General features: G+C 60.7%; 14 protein-coding genes and 1 tRNA gene. 10 read left to right on the plus strand and 5 right to left on the minus strand.

Annotated elements, in window-relative coordinates:
- Positions 1–23: 23 nt before the first annotated feature.
- Positions 24–1,613, plus strand: a complete 1,590-nt coding sequence (locus AC6HU3_RS09035; protein WP_497536310.1) for a GmrSD restriction endonuclease domain-containing protein — start codon at positions 24–26, stop codon at positions 1,611–1,613.
- Here the strand turns inward: AC6HU3_RS09035 and AC6HU3_RS09040 are convergent.
- Together AC6HU3_RS09040 and AC6HU3_RS09045 are read right to left on the minus strand one after the other, a co-directional pair.
- Complete coding sequence (locus AC6HU3_RS09040) at positions 1,586–1,915, minus strand: hypothetical protein (protein ID WP_497473441.1); 330 nt, start codon at positions 1,913–1,915, stop codon at positions 1,586–1,588. The genes AC6HU3_RS09035 and AC6HU3_RS09040 overlap by 28 nt on opposite strands.
- Positions 1,912–3,309: an SLC13 family permease gene (locus AC6HU3_RS09045; protein ID WP_497473442.1), complete on the minus strand. Its 1,398-nt coding sequence runs from the start codon at positions 3,307–3,309 to the stop codon at positions 1,912–1,914. The genes AC6HU3_RS09040 and AC6HU3_RS09045 overlap by 4 nt, the downstream gene beginning before the upstream one ends.
- A gap of 101 nt (positions 3,310–3,410) precedes the next feature.
- On the opposite strand from AC6HU3_RS09045, the gene AC6HU3_RS09050 reads away from it, so the two are divergent.
- The gene (locus AC6HU3_RS09050) at positions 3,411–6,188 is read left to right on the plus strand and encodes a glycoside hydrolase family 2 TIM barrel-domain containing protein (protein WP_497473443.1); all 2,778 of its coding nucleotides are present in this window, start codon (positions 3,411–3,413) and stop codon (positions 6,186–6,188) included.
- 174 nt (positions 6,189–6,362) lie between these two features.
- On the opposite strand, the gene AC6HU3_RS09055 is transcribed toward AC6HU3_RS09050, so the two are convergent.
- Genes AC6HU3_RS09055 through era form a run of 3 tightly spaced genes read right to left on the minus strand, consistent with a single transcriptional unit; the run spans position 6,363 to position 9,235 of the window.
- Entirely contained in the window at positions 6,363–6,827 is a 465-nt protein-coding gene (locus AC6HU3_RS09055) for a GNAT family N-acetyltransferase (RefSeq protein ID WP_497473444.1), read from the minus strand.
- Positions 6,820–8,340, minus strand: a complete 1,521-nt coding sequence (gene purH, locus AC6HU3_RS09060; RefSeq protein ID WP_497473445.1) for a bifunctional phosphoribosylaminoimidazolecarboxamide formyltransferase/IMP cyclohydrolase — start codon at positions 8,338–8,340, stop codon at positions 6,820–6,822. Before purH ends, AC6HU3_RS09055 begins: the two co-directional genes overlap by 8 nt.
- 10 nt (positions 8,341–8,350) lie before the next feature.
- On the minus strand, positions 8,351–9,235 hold the full coding sequence (gene era, locus AC6HU3_RS09065) for a GTPase Era (RefSeq protein ID WP_497473446.1): 885 nt from the start codon (positions 9,233–9,235) through the stop codon (positions 8,351–8,353).
- A gap of 221 nt (positions 9,236–9,456) precedes the next feature.
- Between era and AC6HU3_RS09070 the strand changes: the two genes are divergently transcribed.
- From AC6HU3_RS09070 to AC6HU3_RS09105, 8 genes are all read left to right on the plus strand, one after another.
- Positions 9,457–9,530 (plus strand) — tRNA-Arg (locus AC6HU3_RS09070).
- 36 nt (positions 9,531–9,566) lie between these two features.
- On the plus strand, positions 9,567–10,724 hold the full coding sequence (locus AC6HU3_RS09075; protein ID WP_497473447.1) for an MFS transporter: 1,158 nt from the start codon (positions 9,567–9,569) through the stop codon (positions 10,722–10,724).
- Entirely contained in the window at positions 10,711–11,676 is a 966-nt protein-coding gene (locus AC6HU3_RS09080; RefSeq protein WP_497473448.1) for an SAM-dependent methyltransferase, read from the plus strand. The genes AC6HU3_RS09075 and AC6HU3_RS09080 overlap by 14 nt, the downstream gene beginning before the upstream one ends.
- Entirely contained in the window at positions 11,673–12,527 is an 855-nt protein-coding gene (locus tag AC6HU3_RS09085) for a TIGR01777 family oxidoreductase (RefSeq protein WP_497473449.1), read from the plus strand. The genes AC6HU3_RS09080 and AC6HU3_RS09085 overlap by 4 nt, the downstream gene beginning before the upstream one ends.
- Positions 12,528–12,852: 325 nt before the next feature.
- Complete coding sequence (locus AC6HU3_RS09090; RefSeq protein ID WP_497473450.1) at positions 12,853–13,317, plus strand: QcrA and Rieske domain-containing protein; 465 nt, start codon at positions 12,853–12,855, stop codon at positions 13,315–13,317.
- A complete protein-coding gene (locus tag AC6HU3_RS09095; protein WP_497473451.1) occupies positions 13,286–14,209 on the plus strand; it encodes a hypothetical protein in 924 nt (307 codons plus the stop codon). The genes AC6HU3_RS09090 and AC6HU3_RS09095 overlap by 32 nt, the downstream gene beginning before the upstream one ends.
- On the plus strand, positions 14,209–15,333 hold the full coding sequence (locus AC6HU3_RS09100) for a cytochrome c3 family protein (protein WP_497473452.1): 1,125 nt from the start codon (positions 14,209–14,211) through the stop codon (positions 15,331–15,333). Before AC6HU3_RS09095 ends, AC6HU3_RS09100 begins: the two co-directional genes overlap by 1 nt.
- A complete protein-coding gene (locus AC6HU3_RS09105) occupies positions 15,288–17,078 on the plus strand; it encodes a cytochrome c3 family protein (protein ID WP_497473453.1) in 1,791 nt (596 codons plus the stop codon). Before AC6HU3_RS09100 ends, AC6HU3_RS09105 begins: the two co-directional genes overlap by 46 nt.
- Positions 17,079–17,120 lie beyond the last annotated feature (42 nt).

A 17,120-nucleotide genomic window follows, 5' to 3' on the forward strand; every position in this document is an offset into this window, starting at 1 on the left:
CCCTGTGGGATGCCTGCAGTGTGATGGACATCCCCATCTGGAACACCCTGCTGAAAGCGGGGGAGCAGGGAGATCAGGAACGGGAAAAGAAAAAGAAAAGACTTCTTACGTTGCCCCGGAGACGAATCGAAGATATCCAGGCAATCGAGGAAGAGCTTAAGAAAATTCTGGCCCAAAAGGGCGCTGACCATGGAGAGGGAGGAAAAATCAGCCTCACCGAGTTGATGGAGAAAATCCAGAAAAAGCCTTCTGGTGAAGAAGTTGGGAAGAGGCGGGATGTGGAGACCACCCATCAGGCACCTGTCCGCTTCAGCACCTTCCTGCTTCATGCCATGTGGCTGTTCCGTTATGGTGTTCAGCAGCATGGTGTTCAACAGGAAAAGCTCAAGAAGGACGAAATCTCGCTCGCAGACAGCGAACTGCTTCAAACGTTTCAGGGAGGATCCAGCGACGGATTGTGGTTCGCTGGTTCAGAGAATCGGGCGGACATCGCAAGAAAGTTCCTTCTTTTTCTCCTGCAGCTACGCATCATTCTGGACCTGTTTGTGATTCGTGTTCCCAAACGCGGTATCCAGAGCAGGGAAGGAGCCGTTCTCGAAAGCGTTCAGGAGAGAAATCGTCAGTCTGACAACATCAAACACCTGGTCAATCTCCAGCATCTTTTCTATCTGACCGCACCCGATTACACAGAACAGGCATGGCTTCTCCCCACGCTGAACTTTCTTTACGACCTTTACGGCGAACTTCAGAAAGGGAAAACGGAACATACGGTCACAGAACGGGCAAAACACGACGCCCTTGACGGCGAACTTCAGAAGGGGAAAACCTTCCAGGACCTGGATCAGGGTCTTCTTGCATTCCTGCAGCGCATGAACCACGCCATGGCGACGGAAAGGCTCAAAGAAAGAAAAAATCGTGATTTCATGGGCAACGTTTTCTGGGAGTTCCTGAAGCCTTCACAACATTCATCCACATCGGATCACGCAGGTCAGGACTATTCCCAAAAGCTCCGTGAGGCGCTTGAAGGGAATGGGACCCGCACAGAACATTACTGGTTTTACCTCACCGATTACCTGCTCTGGAGAAAGTGGAAAACACGTAAACAAGACAAAGAGAATCCATGGACGAAAGAGAATAAAAAAGAGAAAGAGAGTGATGAGCAGGAGCGAAAAAAGGAGAAGAAAAATGAGCTAAAACAGATGTTCGAACAGGATGGACAAAAGCAAGAACTCGAGAATATGATCAGCGATTTTCGATTCCGCAACCTGGATTCTGTGGAACACATCTGGCCGAAGTCCGGAGCGGAAGCATGGAAAAATATGGGGGGTAACGGAGAAGGATGCGGACTGGATGATTTCGGGAATCTTGCGCTCATCAGCTTTCACATGAACATGACCCTTGGCGCCCAATTGTTTGAAGATAAAAGGCATGACCTCATCAAACAACTGAAAAGAGGAACGCTGGAAAGTCTCAAGATGTTGCTGGTGTATATGCGTTATGACGAATGGACCCCGCAACATGCGAAAGAACACCATGAAGAGATGATCCAGATGCTTCAGGCCTATCTGGAAAATCCCGGAAGCGGTCACGCAAGCCATTTGAGATCCGGATAGGTTCGCTCCGCGTCTTCCCGGGTCCCTTCCATCACCTTCCGTTCCGCATCCGGACATCCGAGGGCCTGGGCCACCTGGGTGAGGGTTTGCTCAGCCAGCCGGTGGAGGTCCTTGCGCAGAACGTCCTCCATCCACTCCAGCATCCCCGGGCCCAGCCATCCCTGAGAGGCAAGGGTGTCCAGAAGTTTCCGGGTGGTTCGGGGGTCCACCACATAGAGAAGGAGAAGATCCTCACAGGGGACCGTCCCCCTGAGAGGGGAAAGATCTTCCGGGAAACGGGTCATCGCCAGGACACGCATCATCCACCTCCCAGAATCCGGGGCCACCACAGGGCCACCAGCCCGCACACCACGAAAAAACTGACCATTTTCATCACAAGCCCCGACAGGAGAATCTGGCGGGGATACAGGAGATTGCCTCCGGTGGCGATGGCCAGGACGGGGGTGCTGATGGGCAGAAGAAAGGCAAGTCCTGCCGGATAGGCCACCGCCAGCGCCACCAGCCTTCCCGGCACCCCCAGGGGACCCGCAAGGGCAAGCCCCAGAGGCATCAGAATGGCCACCGTGGCCACGTTGCTCACCGCTTCCGTCAGAACGAGGGAAAGAAAGGCAAGTCCCAGCAGAAAGAGCCCGGGATGAAGGCTGACCTCCGAGAGAAGCGTCCGGGCGAAATGATCCGTTACGCCCGTCATCTCCAGAGACGCGCCCAGCGCCATGGCACTTCCATACATGATGATGATGCCCCAGTTCACGTCCTCCTCAATCTCCCGCCAGGAGACCACCCGGAGCATGAAGGTGAGCATCACACCGAAGAGGGCAATGCTGTCCAGCCCCCACCGGTCTCCCATGGTGATCCAGAGGAACACCGTGAGGAGCAGAATCCCGGCCGTTCGGGCTTCCCGTCCGGTGAAATCACCCAGCGCGGCCACGCGATCCGTCAGGCTCTTCAGGAGCAACGGCGGGAGGCGGTCCGGGAGATCCCGGAGGAGAAACAGAAGCCCCACCCCATAGAGGGCCATGACGGCGGGAAAGGCCGCTGCCATCCACTCCAGAAACCCCAGGCTCTCTCCCCGCGTGGACTCCAGAAACCCGATGGCGAGGGGTGCCCGTGCGCCCCCGAGCAGGGTTCCCGTTCCTCCCACAATGCACCCCCACGCCATGGCCAGAAACAGCCGGGGGGCGAGACGCGGCGCATGTTCCCGAACACCAGAGGCGAGTTCAAACACGATGGGAAACATCATGGCCGCCACGGCATGTTCGTTGATAAAGAAGGAAAACACCGTGGCCAGGGTGAAGATCACCGCCACAAGGCGACGGGGGGTCCGGGCAAAACGAGAGACGGTGTGAAGGGCCACACGGCTGGACAGACCGGAACGCATCACGGGAGATGCAAGGATGAGCGCACCCAGAATAAACATCACGGCAGGGCTTGCAAAGTGCATGTACGTTTCGGTGTGGGACAGCGCGCCTGTGGTGGGAAGGAGCAACAGAACCACAAGCCCCGTCACGGGGAGGGGAAAGGCGTGGGTTCCCCACAGATAGGCGGCCAGCACGAACACCGCAAACGCACGATGGGCGCGGTCTTCCAGGGGCAGGGGCCAGGCGAGGAGGAGGGCGAACAGGGCAAATCCCGCGCCCCACCACATCCATCGGCGATGGGGTGCCCGGGATGCCCGCCACAGCGATCGGAGATCCACGGTGCATATCGTAGAGGACCCGTGGCGAATGAGCAAGATGGCCTTGCCGACGCATCCGTTGTCCCGTATGATAGACCTATGCATGGACAAGGAGCATGCCGATGATCCTTTTCCCCCTCCTGCTGGGTGCCCTGCCCCTGTCCCTTCCCTGGGGCTCGAGAATCCAACACGCCCTCGGACCGGACAGCCTGACGCTCCATGCCCGGGTTGTCCTTCCCGACACGTCCCTGCGGTGGGTGCTCCATCTTCCCGCTGCCCGGTTTGATCCCATTCTCCGGGTGAACGGCCAGACCGTTCCCCTTTCCGGCGATGATTTCCTCCCCCGGAAGGTGGAGATTACCCCGTATGTCCATGCCGGTGAAAACACCCTGGAACTCACCCTCCACAGCTGGACCTCCCGTCTCCTGGATCCCCCCGCCTGGCTCAAGAAAGAAAAAGACTGGATCCGGGTCCGCTGGCGGGTGAAGGATCAGGCCCTGGCGCCCATCGGGGGCCGGTTTCATCAGTTTGGACTGTATGGGAAAGCCTATCTGGCGGGTTATCCCGGGCCCTATGTGCAGGACGTGGAGGTGTGGACCTTTTTTCCGAATTCCCTTGTGGTGGAAGTGGAACTCTCCGATCCCGCCCCTGTCCGGGGACGGATCCGGGATTCGGTTCGGAGTTTCTGGACGTTTCGGGGAAAGGGAAAACATCTACGGTGGACGTGGATCCCCCCGGACCTGGAACGCTGGTGGCCTGATACGCCGCGACTGTATACCCTGGAGATTCTTGCCCCCGGAGAAACCGCCCGGGTGGCGGTGGGATGGCGGGGTTTTGAAGCCCGGGACGGGGCTTTCTGGCTGAACGGGCAGAAGGTGTTCCTCTGCGGCACGAGTTTCTGGCCCCCATGGCCTCCGAAATACCACGACCCGGCGTATATCCGCAAAACCCTTCTCAGAATCCGGAACCTCAACGCCCGGATGTTCCGGACCCACACCCAGCCCTGGGACACCCTCTGGTATGCCCTGGCCGATTCCCTGGGCGTGCTCATGATGCCGGAAGGGGCGCTGTTCAACGACGACGAACTTTACCGGCTGGATGATCCCCGGCTTGACAAGGCGGTTCGCCGCCATCACGAAGCCATGATCCGAACGCTGGGGCATCACCCCTCCGTGGTGATATGGAGTCTGGGCAACGAACTGTGGGGTGAGCGTTCCAAGGCTCCGAAGTATGAACGTCTTCTCGGCAGCTGGCTGGATCACGCCCGAAGGGTGGACCCCACCCGTCCGGTCTTTTTTGAGGCAGACGGTGATCCAGCAGGCAAAAGCGACGTGATCGGGATTCACTATCCCCTGCGGTTCCGACGATATCAGATCTGGCCCTTTGCCGTGTTTTTCCTGGACCGGTCCCTTCCGGTGAGACACTGGTTCTGGCCAAACCGCACATTTTTCTGGGACCGAACGAAACCCCTCTATATCGGGGAGTTTCTCTGGATGCCTTCTCCCACACCCCATCCCTATGTGCCCATTGTGGGTGACGATGCCTTCCAACCTCTCGGATGGGCGGAAGCCAAAGCAAGGGCATGGACCTGGCAGATTCTGGCTTACCGGCACTTCCGGGTGTCCGGATTCACCCCCTGGAGCGTCCAGGACCGGGGCCTGTCCATTCTGGACGACACGCCTCTTTATCGCGCCCAGCAGGACGCCTGCAAACCCACCCGGACGGCCTTCCGGCGATTCCGGCGAAGCGCACCCGAAGGCTTTCTTGATGATACCCTGGAAATTTTCCATGACGATTTTGCGGGCCAAACCTTCCGGCTCGTGATTTCGGGAAACAACCGGACGTTTCTGGACACCACGCTGGACCTTCCGTCCTTTTCCCATCGGGACCTTCCCCTGCGCCTTTTCCTTCCCCCGGGCAGGATCCTTCGACGGGAAACGTTGCGCGTGATCCTGTATGACGAACAAGATAGGGTGGACGTTCGCACCCTCCCCGTGGATGTGTTTTCTGTCCCTTCGAGTGAGGGTCAGGACAATGACAGACCCCGTATCCTGCGAATCGACCGAACTTCCCCGTGGGGCACGTTTTATGACCGCCCCGCCGCCCTCCTCCATCCCTGGTCTCCTCATCCCCTGTTGAACCTGTTCCCAAAGGACTTCATGAGTCTGTGGGGGAAAGAAGGGGTTTCTGCCCGGGGCATGGTGGATCCACCCCCTTCTCCCTATGTACTTCCACTGTGGGGCGCGGGGTTGCTCCGGGGGATGAAAGCCGTGGTGTTGCTTGAAGCCCGCCGGGATGGCGCGGTCGTCTGGCACACCCTCAACGACACCACACCGGAGGGAAGGATCTGGCTTGCCCGGATGCGGGAGGCCCTGGATACACTGCACCTTCCGGAAGGGCTCACCGTCTGGCCCGATCTCGGGGATCTCCGGGGTGTGATCGCCGTTCCCTATCCGGGGCGCACCGCCTGGTGGCTCCGCCCCCATCCCCGGCGCCTTCAGAAAATCAAAGAGCTTGTGCCCTATGTTCGCCGCGGGGGACGGGTGTGGGTGGAACGCCCCACAGAGGAAGAAGCCCGTTTCCTTGGCCTTGAGATAACCCCGGCGGAAACCACCGTCCAACGGTCGGATCATCCCCTGGCCCGCTGGATCCTCCGGGAACACCTTGCGTCGTATGGGTCGTCCGGGACGATATGGCGAAACGCCCCGCAGCATCCGGTGACAGAGGCCACGTTGCGGGGGGGCATCCCCCTCACGGATCCCCCCGCCCTGGCCGTGGTCCCTCAGGGGCAAGGGTTCTGGGTGGTGAGCACCCTCAAAAATCCGAAAGAGGTTCCGGTGCTCCAGCAGGCCTGTCTGGACATCCTGCGAATGATGCTGTGGATGCCGAACACGCCGTGAGGCGAGAGGACAGACCGCGCCGATCCAGTCCGTGGGCGTGCAGCATGCTGGATAGCCTCATCTCCGCAGGATTTCTTCTCTTCACGGGGCCAGAACCACCCGGCACGGCACGTCTTCGCGCAGCAATGAGTGTGGTCGAAAACACCGGCACGCATGATCAGGTCCGGGTGTTCTTTACCCCTCGGCCACCACGTCTTTTTCCCACCGATCCCCGGGGGTGCCGTCGGGATACCGGATCTCCGACGGGACGGTGAGGGAGAATCCCAGGGCCGTGTAAAACCGGTGGGCGGGGGTGTTGTCCGAGCGGACATGAAGGGTGATCCGGGATCGGCCCAGCCGTTGAGCCAGGGCTTCTCCTTCCCGGATCAGCGCCCGTCCGATCCCCTTCCGGCGATGTTCCGGAACCACGAGAAGGGTAGCAAGATACAGCCCATCCCCCTCGTCCCAGAAACTCGCCACACCGATCAGTTCCTGAAATGTCTCCGCAACGAAGGGAAACCGCAGAGGGTGCTCCTGTTCAAATCGCCACTGCTCTTTCCCCCACCCTTCCCCCGGAGGCATCAGGGCCCGATGGAAGGTCGCAACCCGGGGAATGTCCTCTTCCCGGAGGGGACGGATCCACCAGTCCCGCTCAGGCATGCCGGAAATGACGGATCCCGGTGAACACCATGGCCACGCCGAGTTCCCGGGCCCGGGCGATCACCTCCTCATCCCGGACCGATCCTCCCGGCTGCACAATGGCCCGGATTCCCGCACGAGCGGCCTCCTCCACCGAATCGGGGAAGGGGAAAAAGGCATCCGAAGCAAGGACGGCGCCCTGTGCCTTTTCACCCGCCTGGGCGAGGGCGATCCGCACCGCCTGCACCCGGTTCATCTGGCCGGCACCCACCCCCAGAACCTGTTCGTTCCGGGCCACCACGATGGCGTTGGATTTGACGTGCTTCACCACCGTGAAGGCAAACCGGAGGTCCTCCCAGAGTTCTTCCGGGATCTCCCCTGAGACCACCTGGAGTCTGTCTTCCTCCCAGATTCCCAGGTCCGGCTCCTGAAGGAGAAGGTCCCCACCCAGGAGGCGGGCGTCATATCCATTGGGGAGGGGAAACTGGAACCGGACGAGCCTCCGGTTTTTCTTTTTCGTGAGGATCTCCCAGGAGGGGTCCGGAAATTCCGGCGCCGCCACGATCTCAAGAAAATGTTCGTTCAGGCGACGGGCCAGGGCCTCATCCACCGGGCGGTTCAGTGCCACGATCCCCCCAAAGGCCGACACGGGATCACCGGCCAGGGCTCGCTCATAGGCCTCCAGAACGGTTTCTCCCCGGGCCGTTCCACAGGGGTTGGTGTGCTTCACGATCACACAGGCGGGCCGATCTTCCCCGAGGTCCTGGAGCAGGGCAAGGGCGGCATAAAGATCCACGAAGTTGTTGAAAGACAGGGCTTTCCCCCAGAGGGGCTGGAGGGTGGAGAAGAACCCGCGGGACAGGGATTCATACGCCCAGCCCCGCTGATGGGGATTTTCACCATACCGCAGGGTGTTCATCCGCCGGTAAACGGGGAACAGGTACTCCGGGGGATCTCCGTGTTTCCGGCGGTAGAGTTCGGTATAGATGGTGGCGTCATACACCGCCGTGTGCACAAAGGCTTTCAACGCCAGTTCCCGCCGAAGTTCCAGGGCATCCTCCCCGCTCCGGAGGGCATCCACCACCCGGGGATAGTCACGGGGATCCACCACCACGAAGACGTCCCGATAGTTCTTGGCGGCAGCCCGGATCAAACTGGGTCCCCCGATGTCAATGAACTCCAGAAGGTCCTGCTCCTCAAGGTTCTCCTTCGCCTTCCGGGCGAAGGGGTAGAGATTCACCGTCACCACCTGAATATCCGGGAGATCGTGCTCCTTCATCACCTCCCGGTCTTCCGCCTTCCACCGCCGGGCCAGAATTCCCCCGAAAATGAGGGGATGCAGGGTCTTCACCCGACCGTCCAGAATTTCCGGAAAGGATGTGAGGTTGGATACGGGGATCACGGTGAGCCCCGCTTCCTCAAGGGTGCGGGCGGTTCCTCCGGTGGAGAGAAGGGAAAACCCCAGCTCGTTCAGGGCTCTGGCAAATTCCGTGATGCCGTGTTTGTCATACACCGAAAGGAGAGCATAGCGCATGGTTCACCTCCTAAAGGCCCAATCGCTTCAAAAAGGCCGGATCCTTGCGCCACCGGGGTCGCACCTTGACCCACAGCTCCAGGTGAACCCCCCGTCCCAGAAAGGACTCCATTTCTTTCCGCGCTCGAATTCCCACCTTTTTGATCTTTTCCCCACCCCGACCGATGAGAATGGGTTTCTGGGATTCCCGCTCCACATAGATCACCGCCCGGACATAGGTTTTCCCCCCGTGTTCCGGGTCGTCGTTCACGAACTCCTCCACCTCCACCGCCGTGCTGTAGGGGACCTCCTCACCGAAGAGTTCAAAGATTTTCTCCCGGATGATCTCCGCCGCCCAGGTGCGAAGATCTTCGGGCGTCACGGTCTCGGGATCATAGAACGGCGGACCTTCCGGGAGATACTTGAGAATCACGTCGAGAAGGATGTCCAGACCGTCCCGTTTGAGGGCGCTGATGGGAACGGCCTCTTTGAAGGGATACAGGCGGGTGTAGGCATCCATCACCGGCAGGATTTCCGGCTTATACACCCGATCAATCTTGTTCACCACCAGGATGGCCGGTTTCTCCGCCTGCCGGAGGAGGTCCAGAAACTTCTCGTCTTCTTCCGTGGGAAGCACGGGCTCCACCATAAAGAGCACGAGGTCGGCGTCCTGAAGGGCGTAGCGGGCCTGGTCCATCATCCGGCGATGGAGTTCGTATTTGGTCCGGGAAAGGAGCCCCGGTGTGTCGAGAAAAACAATCTGCGCGTCTTCCAGGGTGAGCACACCGAGAATGCGCTTCCGGGTCGTCTGGGGCTTGGGTGTAACGATGGAAACCTTGGTCCCCAGAAGCTGGTTCAAAAGCGTTGATTTCCCCACATTCGGTCTTCCGACCAGGGCGACAAAACCGGATTTCAAGTGGATACCTCCGAAGGTTTGATGGGAAAAAGGATACACGGCCCGAAAAGAACCATCAACAGCGGTATGCTGCCGTGTACCGTATGGGCACGCGAAAAAACCTTCGTAGGGAACTTGTTCCGGCCCCATACCACAAACCCCGAATTTCGCGTGGGGATATGTCAAGGGGCAATGGGGGTATTGAAGGTCTTTGGGCGGCGCCCTATACTTATAGGGGTTGCGCGCCCGTAGCTCAACAGGATAGAGCGCCGGCCTCCGGAGCCGGAGGTTGGGGGTTCAAGTCCCTCCGGGCGCGCGTTCCTTTTTCAAAACCCGCTGACAGGAGTCCACCATGACCCGACAGGAAATCCGCGCGGTTCTCCTCCTCACATCCGTTCTTTCCCTTCGTCTTCTGGGCATCTTCATGGTGCTCCCCATTTTCAGCGTCTATGCCCTGCACTACCAAGACGCCACGCCGTTTCTGGCAGGCCTCGCCTTCGGGATCTATCCCCTGGTGCAGAGCGTCTTCCAGATGCCCTTCGGAATGCTGAGCGACCGGGTGGGTCGCAAACCCGTGCTGGGCATGGGCCTTGCCTTCTTCTTCCTGGGGAGTGTGGTGGCCGCAGCAAGTCATTCCATCTGGGGACTGGTGGCCGGACGAGCCCTGCAGGGCATGGGAGCCATCTCGGCCGTGGCCATGGCCACCCTGGGAGACCTCACCCGGGATGAGGTCCGGGCACGGGCCTTTCTCCTCGCCGGCATTGGCGTGGGCGGGAGTTTTGTGGTGGGGAGCGTGCTGGGCCCCATTTTCGCCTCCTTCTGGGGGCTCTCCGGGGTGTTCTGGATTCTGGCCGGCCTCACCCTCCTCGCCCTCCTGGTGATGGTGGTCCTGCTGCCTGAACCCCGGGAGATTCACCACGCGGAAAGGCCCCAGGGCGGGTTCCGGGCCCTTCCCTGGACGGTGCTCCGTCCCATCTTTCTGGCCGTGGGCGTGCTCGCCTTCCTGACCAACACCTTCTTCTTTCTGTATCCCCTCCTCTGGACCGAACTGGGATGGGAGAAGGCCGCCCTGTGGAAGGTGTATCTCGGCGTGGTCACCCCCATGATCCTGCTCTATCCCGTGATCCGCCGGGCGGAGGTCCACGGCCGCTATGGTCCGGTGATGCGTTCGGGCTGGGGACTTCTTCTCCTTTCCTGGATCGCCCTGGCCTTTCCACCCCGTGTGATCCTGCTCTTCACCGCGGGTCTCTTCTTTTTTGCAGGCTACACCATCTTCCAGCCCCTTCTGCCCGCCTTTCTCACCCGGGCGGTGGGGGCACGGGAACGGGGAACCGCCACCGGGCTCTATAACCTCACCTCTTTCCTTGCCTCCTCGGCCGGAGGCATGGTGGCGGGATGGCTTGCCGGACACCACCTCCGGGCGGCGGTGGGGGTGAACCTGGTGCTTCTGGTGCTCTGGGTTCTTCTGGGTTTTCCCCGGCCGCCGGAGAGCGGCCATGCGTCGGTTTGACCGGTTCATGGAGGACGCCCTCTATCACCCCGAACGGGGGTATTATGAGCGGGTGGCGTCCTTCGGAAAAACCGGTGACTTCTACACAGCCCCTTCCTTTCACCCTCTCTTCGCCTGGAGCCTGGCCCGGTTGGTGACCCCCGTCCTGGAGGCGTTCGCCCATCCGGTGGTGGTGGAGGCGGGCGCGGGTCTGGGCGATCTCGCCCTTCACGCCCTGGGGTTCTGGAAGCGCTTTCATCCCGATCTATATGCCCGGCTGGAATACCGCATCCTGGAACGAAGCCGCAACCTGCGCAGGCGCCAGGAAGAACGCCTCCGGGACCATCCCCGCGTGGTGTTTGTGGAGGAACTGGACAGGTTTTCCGGTGTGTTCTGGGCGAACGAGATGCTGGATGCCTTTCCCGTCCGGGTGTTTCGCCGGGTGGAGAAAGAATGGTGGGAAATGTATGTGGACGGGGACCCGCCCCGGGAGGTCCTCCGGCCCGTGGAGGACCCGCCAGAAGCACTCTCCCGTGTGCCGGAAGGGGTGGAACAGGTGGAGATTCCGGTGGGGATGGAGGCCTTTGTGCGAAAGGTGGCGGCCTCCCTTGTGAAGGGGATGGGCGTGTTTGTGGATTACGGGGAGGAGGAGGACGTTCTTTTCAAACGGTATCCCGCGGGGACCCTGCAGGGCTACCGGAACCACCGGGTGGTGGATCCCCTGGAGGCACCGGGAGAAACGGACATCACTGCCTTTGTGAACTTTTCGGAGGTGCGACGGATTCTGGCATCCGAAGGGCTTGAGGTGGAGCCGCTTCTCACGCAGGAGCGCTTTCTTTTCCGGATCGGGACCCATGAGGTGCTGGAGATGTATGAACGAGCCTTTCCGGAAGAGGGCATGAAAGCCCGTCTCGCCCTCAAAACCCTCCTTCTCGGGTTCCCCACCTATCGGGTGCTGGTGTTCCGGCGATGAAGGTCCTGATCACGGGGATCACCGGTCTTCTGGGGCGTCATCTCGCCCGGGCCCTCCGGAAAGAGGGCCACGAGGTGGTGGGAACCTCCCGCACCCGCCACGCCCCGGATGTGGGAATTTTTCGCTGGGACGCCCTCCGGGAGGATTTCCCCGACGAGGCGCTGGAAGGGGTGGACGGAGTGGTCCACCTGGCGGGTGAACCCATCGCCGGCCTCTGGACGCCGGGAAAAAAGCAGAGAATTCGGGATTCCCGGGTGCGGGGGACCCGACGGCTGGTGGAGGCCCTCAAGCGCCACGACTTTTCGGGCGTGCTGGTGGGGGCATCGGCCACAGGATTCTTTGGCCACCGGGGAGACGAGATCCTCACGGAAGAAAGTCCCCCGGGGAAGGGTTTTCTTTCGCAGGTAGTCCAGGCATGGGAAGGGGAATACCGGAAGGCGCCGGGAAGGGTGGTGTGGGTGCGACTGGGTGTGGTGATCACCCCCGAAGGCGGGGCCCTGCCCCGTCTTCTAAAGATGGTTCGGTGGGGAGGGGGCATGGCTTTCCGGGGACACTGGCTTTCCTGGATCGCTCTTCCAGACGCGGTGGAGGTCTTCCGTTTCACCCTTGCTTCACCGGATCTTTCCGGACCCGTCCTGGGTGTGGCCCCGCAACCGGTACGGTGGTGTGAGTTTCTGAAACTTCTGGGCCGGTCCGTTCACCGGTCCACCTTCTGCCTTCCCCGCCCTCCCTGGGTCCCGGAGTTTCTCCGGGAGATGCTTGCAAGCCAGCGGTGTGTCCCGGAACGCCTCCAGACGGAGGGGTTCCGGTGGAGGAGGGCAGAGATCCTGAACGCCCTCCTGTCGCCCTGATCGGCCCAATATCCTTTCTGAAATATTGCCCCTACGAGTTGTCGCATTTCTGAGACACCGCCGTCCCGGGATGTCCGGGAAAAACCGCATCCATCGTGACCCAAAACCCCACCTCAACAAATCCGCCCTGGCAACAATTTTGCAAGATGACCCATGCTATGGCGGTGCACAGGCATTGGAAGACCCGTGAGGTTGCCCGGGGGGATGGGGCACAGAATGCATTCCCCCCCTCCGTCTCGAACATGCCTGTCGTGTTGAGGGGCTGGCTCTTTCAACCCATCGCCGCTGGATGGACCCTTCGTTTTTCTGGAAAAGGAGTGAGGGCATGAGCCGATTTCACCGGGATCTTTCCTGGTGGTTATCCCGGATTGTGCTGGGCATATGGATTTTGTTCGGAATCTGGGTGTGGGAAAAATTCCTGACCGTGCCTCCGGAAACCCTGACGCCCGGCGCCGTGGTGGATGTTGGGCCGCTGGACAGGATCCAGGTGGGCCTGGCCCGGATGGTCCACGTGGGGGAAGCGCCGGTGATGCTCATTCGTCTGGGAGGAGAAGAAGTGGTGGCGCTGGAGGCCACCTGCACCTTTCATCCCTGTGAACTCACCTGGGACCCCTTTGCCCGGGAACTGGTGTGTCCCTGTCACGGTGACCGTTTTCTCCCCAATGGAACCGTGCTTTCCGGCCGGGCCTCGCGACCTCTCCGGCAGATTCCAGTGAAGGTCTATGAGGGCCATGTGTTTCTACTCTGGGGGAAAGATCATGGAGACCCTCCGGAAAACGGGATCTCATGATCGTTCTTCTGATGAGCCGGGGCGGATCTGGCGCTTCTCCCGGCTCCTGAGCAAGCTCACGCTTGCCACCCTCCTTATCACCGCGGTGAGCGGTCTGTTCCTCCTGTCCTATTACCATCCCTCTCTGGACGGTGCACGGGCGTCCCTTTCCTTCCTTCACACTCGGGTTTTCCTGGGAGGCGCGGTCCACGCCCTCCACTTCTGGGGAGCACGGCTCCTCCTGATCCTCCTTGCGCTTCACGTGGTGGAAGCCGGGTTTCGATCGGATCTTCCCTGGATTCCCTGGATTGCGGGGCTTGCTCTGGGAGGAATGGCCCTGATTTCCTATCTCACCGGCCACCTTCTCTCCGGCACCCATACGGGATACTGGGCCTTTCAGATGACCCTGGAACATATACGGGAATTTCCAAGTATGGCCTGGTTTCTTCACACCGTGCTGGGTTGGGAAGGTGGGGTGAACGACGTGGTGTTCGGCCGTAGTCTCGCCTTTCACGTGAGCGCCTTCTGGGCCGTGGGGGGCGTGCTCGCATGGATGCACCTGAAACGATGGCTGCCCGTTCTTTCCCTCAAGGGGGAAGCGGCGTTCTGGCATTCCCTGGTGATCGTGCTCGTGATTGCGGCGGTGCTGGGCACGGTGGGCGTGGTTCTTCCTCCCCAGGTGGAGCAGCCTATTGACTTCTTCCACCCTTCCGGGCAGGTGCTCCTTCCCTTTGTTCCTTTTGTGTCACCTTTTGAAGGACCCGCGGGAAGCGTGCATCGCCTGCTGATCTTTGCCCTGGTTCTGGTGGCCCTGGTGCTGCCCCGGATCCGGGAGGGCATCCGACGTCCGCTCTGGACACTGTGGATTTTGTCCATGCTGGTGTTTCTCTTTGCTGGACGGGGGGTCGGATGATGATGCTCTGGCTTGTCTTTGTTGCCCTTACACCGGATTCCACCTGCCTTGGGTGTCATGCACCCTACCGGCAGGCCTTCGAGGAGAGTGTCCACACCCCGGCCGGTGTGACCTGTGTCACGTGTCATGGGGGAAAGGCCGGCACCCTGAAACTTCCGGATGCCCACCGGGGGCTGGTTCGTCTCACACGCCCGAAGGTCCTCGCACTGTGCGCAGATTGTCACACCCGTCCAGAGGCCATGGGCCCCCATCGCCTCCGGCTGGATATCCTCGCATACTGGAACTATTCCGCTCATGGAAAAGCGTGGAAGAAAGGAGATCCCCAGGCTCCCATCTGCACGGATTGTCATACCGCCCATGAGGTACGCTCAACAAAGGATCCCCGGAGTCCGGTCGCCCTCCGAAACCAGCCCGAGACCTGCATGCGGTGCCACGACACCCCCGGCGTGCAGAACTATCTTCATTCCCAACACTACCGTGCTCTTCAAGAAGGTCATGCCCGGGCTCCGGTGTGTGCCACCTGCCATCAGGATCATGGCGTGGTCCGTCCTCAGGGATGGGCACCGCTGGCCCTGTGTGGGCAGTGCCATGTGCGGGAAAAATCCCTTCTCCTCGCGAGCCCTCATGGGCAGCACCGCGTTCTTCGGCGTATGAATGCTTGCACAGGCTGTCACGAGGCTCATGGGAAAGAAATCCGGCGGGAACCCGATGAGGTCTGCTCGCAATGCCACAAAGAAGAAGAGATTCTCCAGGAGGCCCGGTGGTGGACCGAAACCATTCACCGGGAGGAAGAGGCCTGGAGAGAACTGGATGAGATCCTGGTTCAGGCTGCACGCAGGGGGGTGGAGGTGTCGCCCCTCCGGAGCCGGTTCGCCGAACGGGATCTTCTGCTTGCGCAGGCTTATGCCGCGGTTCACACCCTGAATCGGGATTCCCTCCAGAATGTGCTGGCGCGGTCGGAAGCCCTTCGTCGTGATCTGGAGGAAGCCCTTCGGGAACGTGAGGCTCATCACGCCGAGCGCAAGCTCTTCCTCGGAGTGTTCTGGCTGTTTGTTCTGGTGACTGTGGGCGTGGCCCGGTGGAGGATCCGGGCCCTCTCCCGAAAATCCCCACCGTCATCATGATCCGGCGGGTTCAGGAACTCTGGCGCCTTTTCCGCGCCCGTCCCTTTGGGGAGCAGGTGACCATCCTGGCCCTCCTGACTGGCGTGGGCCTCATGGTGGCCTTCACCGCAGGGGTGGGGCTGATTGAACTCACGTCCACCCCGACTTTCTGCCGATCCTGCCATGTGATGGTTCCCTATTATGAGACCTGGAAGCATTCCGCCCACAACGGAATTGCCTGCATCCAGTGTCACATTCCTCCCGGTGTGGAAACCGAGATCCACAAGAAGATCGAGGCCCTCAACATGGTGGTGGGGTATCTCACCCGGGCCTGGAGCGATAATCCCTGGGCGGTGGTGGAGGACGCGGCGTGTTTGCGGTGTCACAGCAAGGCCAGGCTCACAGGCGATATGCTGTTCCGGCAGGTCCGGTTCGATCACACCCCCCATCTGCTGTATGAGGACGCCGGACTGAAACTCCGGTGCACCAGCTGCCATGCGCAGGTGCTCCGGGACGAGCACATGTGGGTGGATCCCCGGGTGTGTTTTCTGTGTCATCTCCGTGAAGAGGCTTCCCCCGCGATGCGGGCCTGTGAGACCTGCCATGTCCCGCCAGACACGGTGTCTCACAAGATCACCGTGTCGTTCCGTCACGGGAGAGTCCGGAAAAACGGGATGGCCTGCACCTGGTGCCACGGGGAAGGGGGTGAGGGAGATGGACGGGCACGTTCCTTCCGATGCCTTGCCTGCCACAACCGTTCGGAGGTCCTTGCCTCGTTTTCCGAGGTTCCCCGCCTCCACGAGATCCACACCCGCAAAACCAAAGTGGATTGCATCGCCTGCCACACACCTGTGGACCACACGCCTCAGAAGGCGCTGGAGGTCCACGCCTCAGGAATGGACGACCTCAACCCTCCGGTCGGGAAGGGGTGTGACGCCTGTCACGCATCACCCCACCGGGAAATTCCACGGATCTACACCGGAACAGCGGTGACCGGGTCCCGGGACGCCGTGCCGGATCCCATGGCTCAGGTGGGTGTCGGGTGTGAGGCCTGCCACACCCTGGAGAATCAGGTCCGGGGACTGTCCTGTATGGCCTGTCACAATGCCCGGTTCAGGAGTATCCTGGACAACTGGAAAAAGGCCCTCCGGGAAGCCCAGCGCCGGATCCGCAAAGCGCTGGTGCAAACCGGCCCAAAAGGAACGGTTCCTGCGTGGATGATCTCCGGGACGGCCGGTCTTCACAACATCCGTCTTGCCCTTCGCGAGATGCACATGGCGTATGACCGCATCCGACGGGAGAAGGGCCTCCCACCCTGGCGGGTTTTCCCCGGGGAACTGGAAGACCCCTGCGGCGCCTGCCATGTAACGGTGGAGCGCCTATGGAAAGCCGGAGAATGGGTTCGGCCCTTTGATCACAGCGGCCATATCCAGCCGGCCCTTGGACTTGACTGTATGGACTGTCATCGTTCCCATGACCAGAAACCCCGGGGAGAGGTCCTGAAACCCGGTTTTACCTGCAACACATGTCACCACACCCGCCCGGCCGCAGATCGTTGCCAGAACTGCCATACACCCCTGCCAGAGGATCTCGTGATTGGAGAAGATCTGGAGTTTCCCCATGAGGAACATTACGATCCCGAGGGCGAAGACATCCCCTGCAAGGATTGTCACGACATTCAGGCCAATGCGATACAATGGAATCGCTGTGAGGAATGTCATGACCCGGAGGATCTCCCCGGCGTACCCCTTCAAGGGGACATGTGAGCTGAAGGAAAACCATGATTCTCAGGCAACAAACAGGAGGTG

The organism is Caldifarcimen microaerophilum, from assembly GCF_055387105.1.

Excerpts from the sequence above, each read along its gene's own strand:
- AC6HU3_RS09075 (WP_497473447.1), top strand. The coding sequence starts at position 9,567 with ATGACCCGACAGGAAATCCGCGCGGTTCTCCTCCTCACATCCGTTCTT.
- purH (WP_497473445.1), bottom strand. The coding sequence starts at position 8,340 with ATGCGCTATGCTCTCCTTTCGGTGTATGACAAACACGGCATCACGGAA.
- AC6HU3_RS09090 (WP_497473450.1), top strand. The coding sequence starts at position 12,853 with ATGAGCCGATTTCACCGGGATCTTTCCTGGTGGTTATCCCGGATTGTG.
- AC6HU3_RS09035 (WP_497536310.1), top strand. The coding sequence starts at position 24 with ATGGACATCCCCATCTGGAACACCCTGCTGAAAGCGGGGGAGCAGGGA.
- AC6HU3_RS09080 (WP_497473448.1), top strand. The coding sequence starts at position 10,711 with ATGCGTCGGTTTGACCGGTTCATGGAGGACGCCCTCTATCACCCCGAA.
- AC6HU3_RS09095 (WP_497473451.1), top strand. The coding sequence starts at position 13,286 with ATGGAGACCCTCCGGAAAACGGGATCTCATGATCGTTCTTCTGATGAG.
- AC6HU3_RS09055 (WP_497473444.1), bottom strand. The coding sequence starts at position 6,827 with ATGCCTGAGCGGGACTGGTGGATCCGTCCCCTCCGGGAAGAGGACATT.
- AC6HU3_RS09085 (WP_497473449.1), top strand. The coding sequence starts at position 11,673 with ATGAAGGTCCTGATCACGGGGATCACCGGTCTTCTGGGGCGTCATCTC.
- AC6HU3_RS09100 (WP_497473452.1), top strand. The coding sequence starts at position 14,209 with ATGATGCTCTGGCTTGTCTTTGTTGCCCTTACACCGGATTCCACCTGC.
- AC6HU3_RS09040 (WP_497473441.1), bottom strand. The coding sequence starts at position 1,915 with ATGATGCGTGTCCTGGCGATGACCCGTTTCCCGGAAGATCTTTCCCCT.
- AC6HU3_RS09050 (WP_497473443.1), top strand. The coding sequence starts at position 3,411 with ATGATCCTTTTCCCCCTCCTGCTGGGTGCCCTGCCCCTGTCCCTTCCC.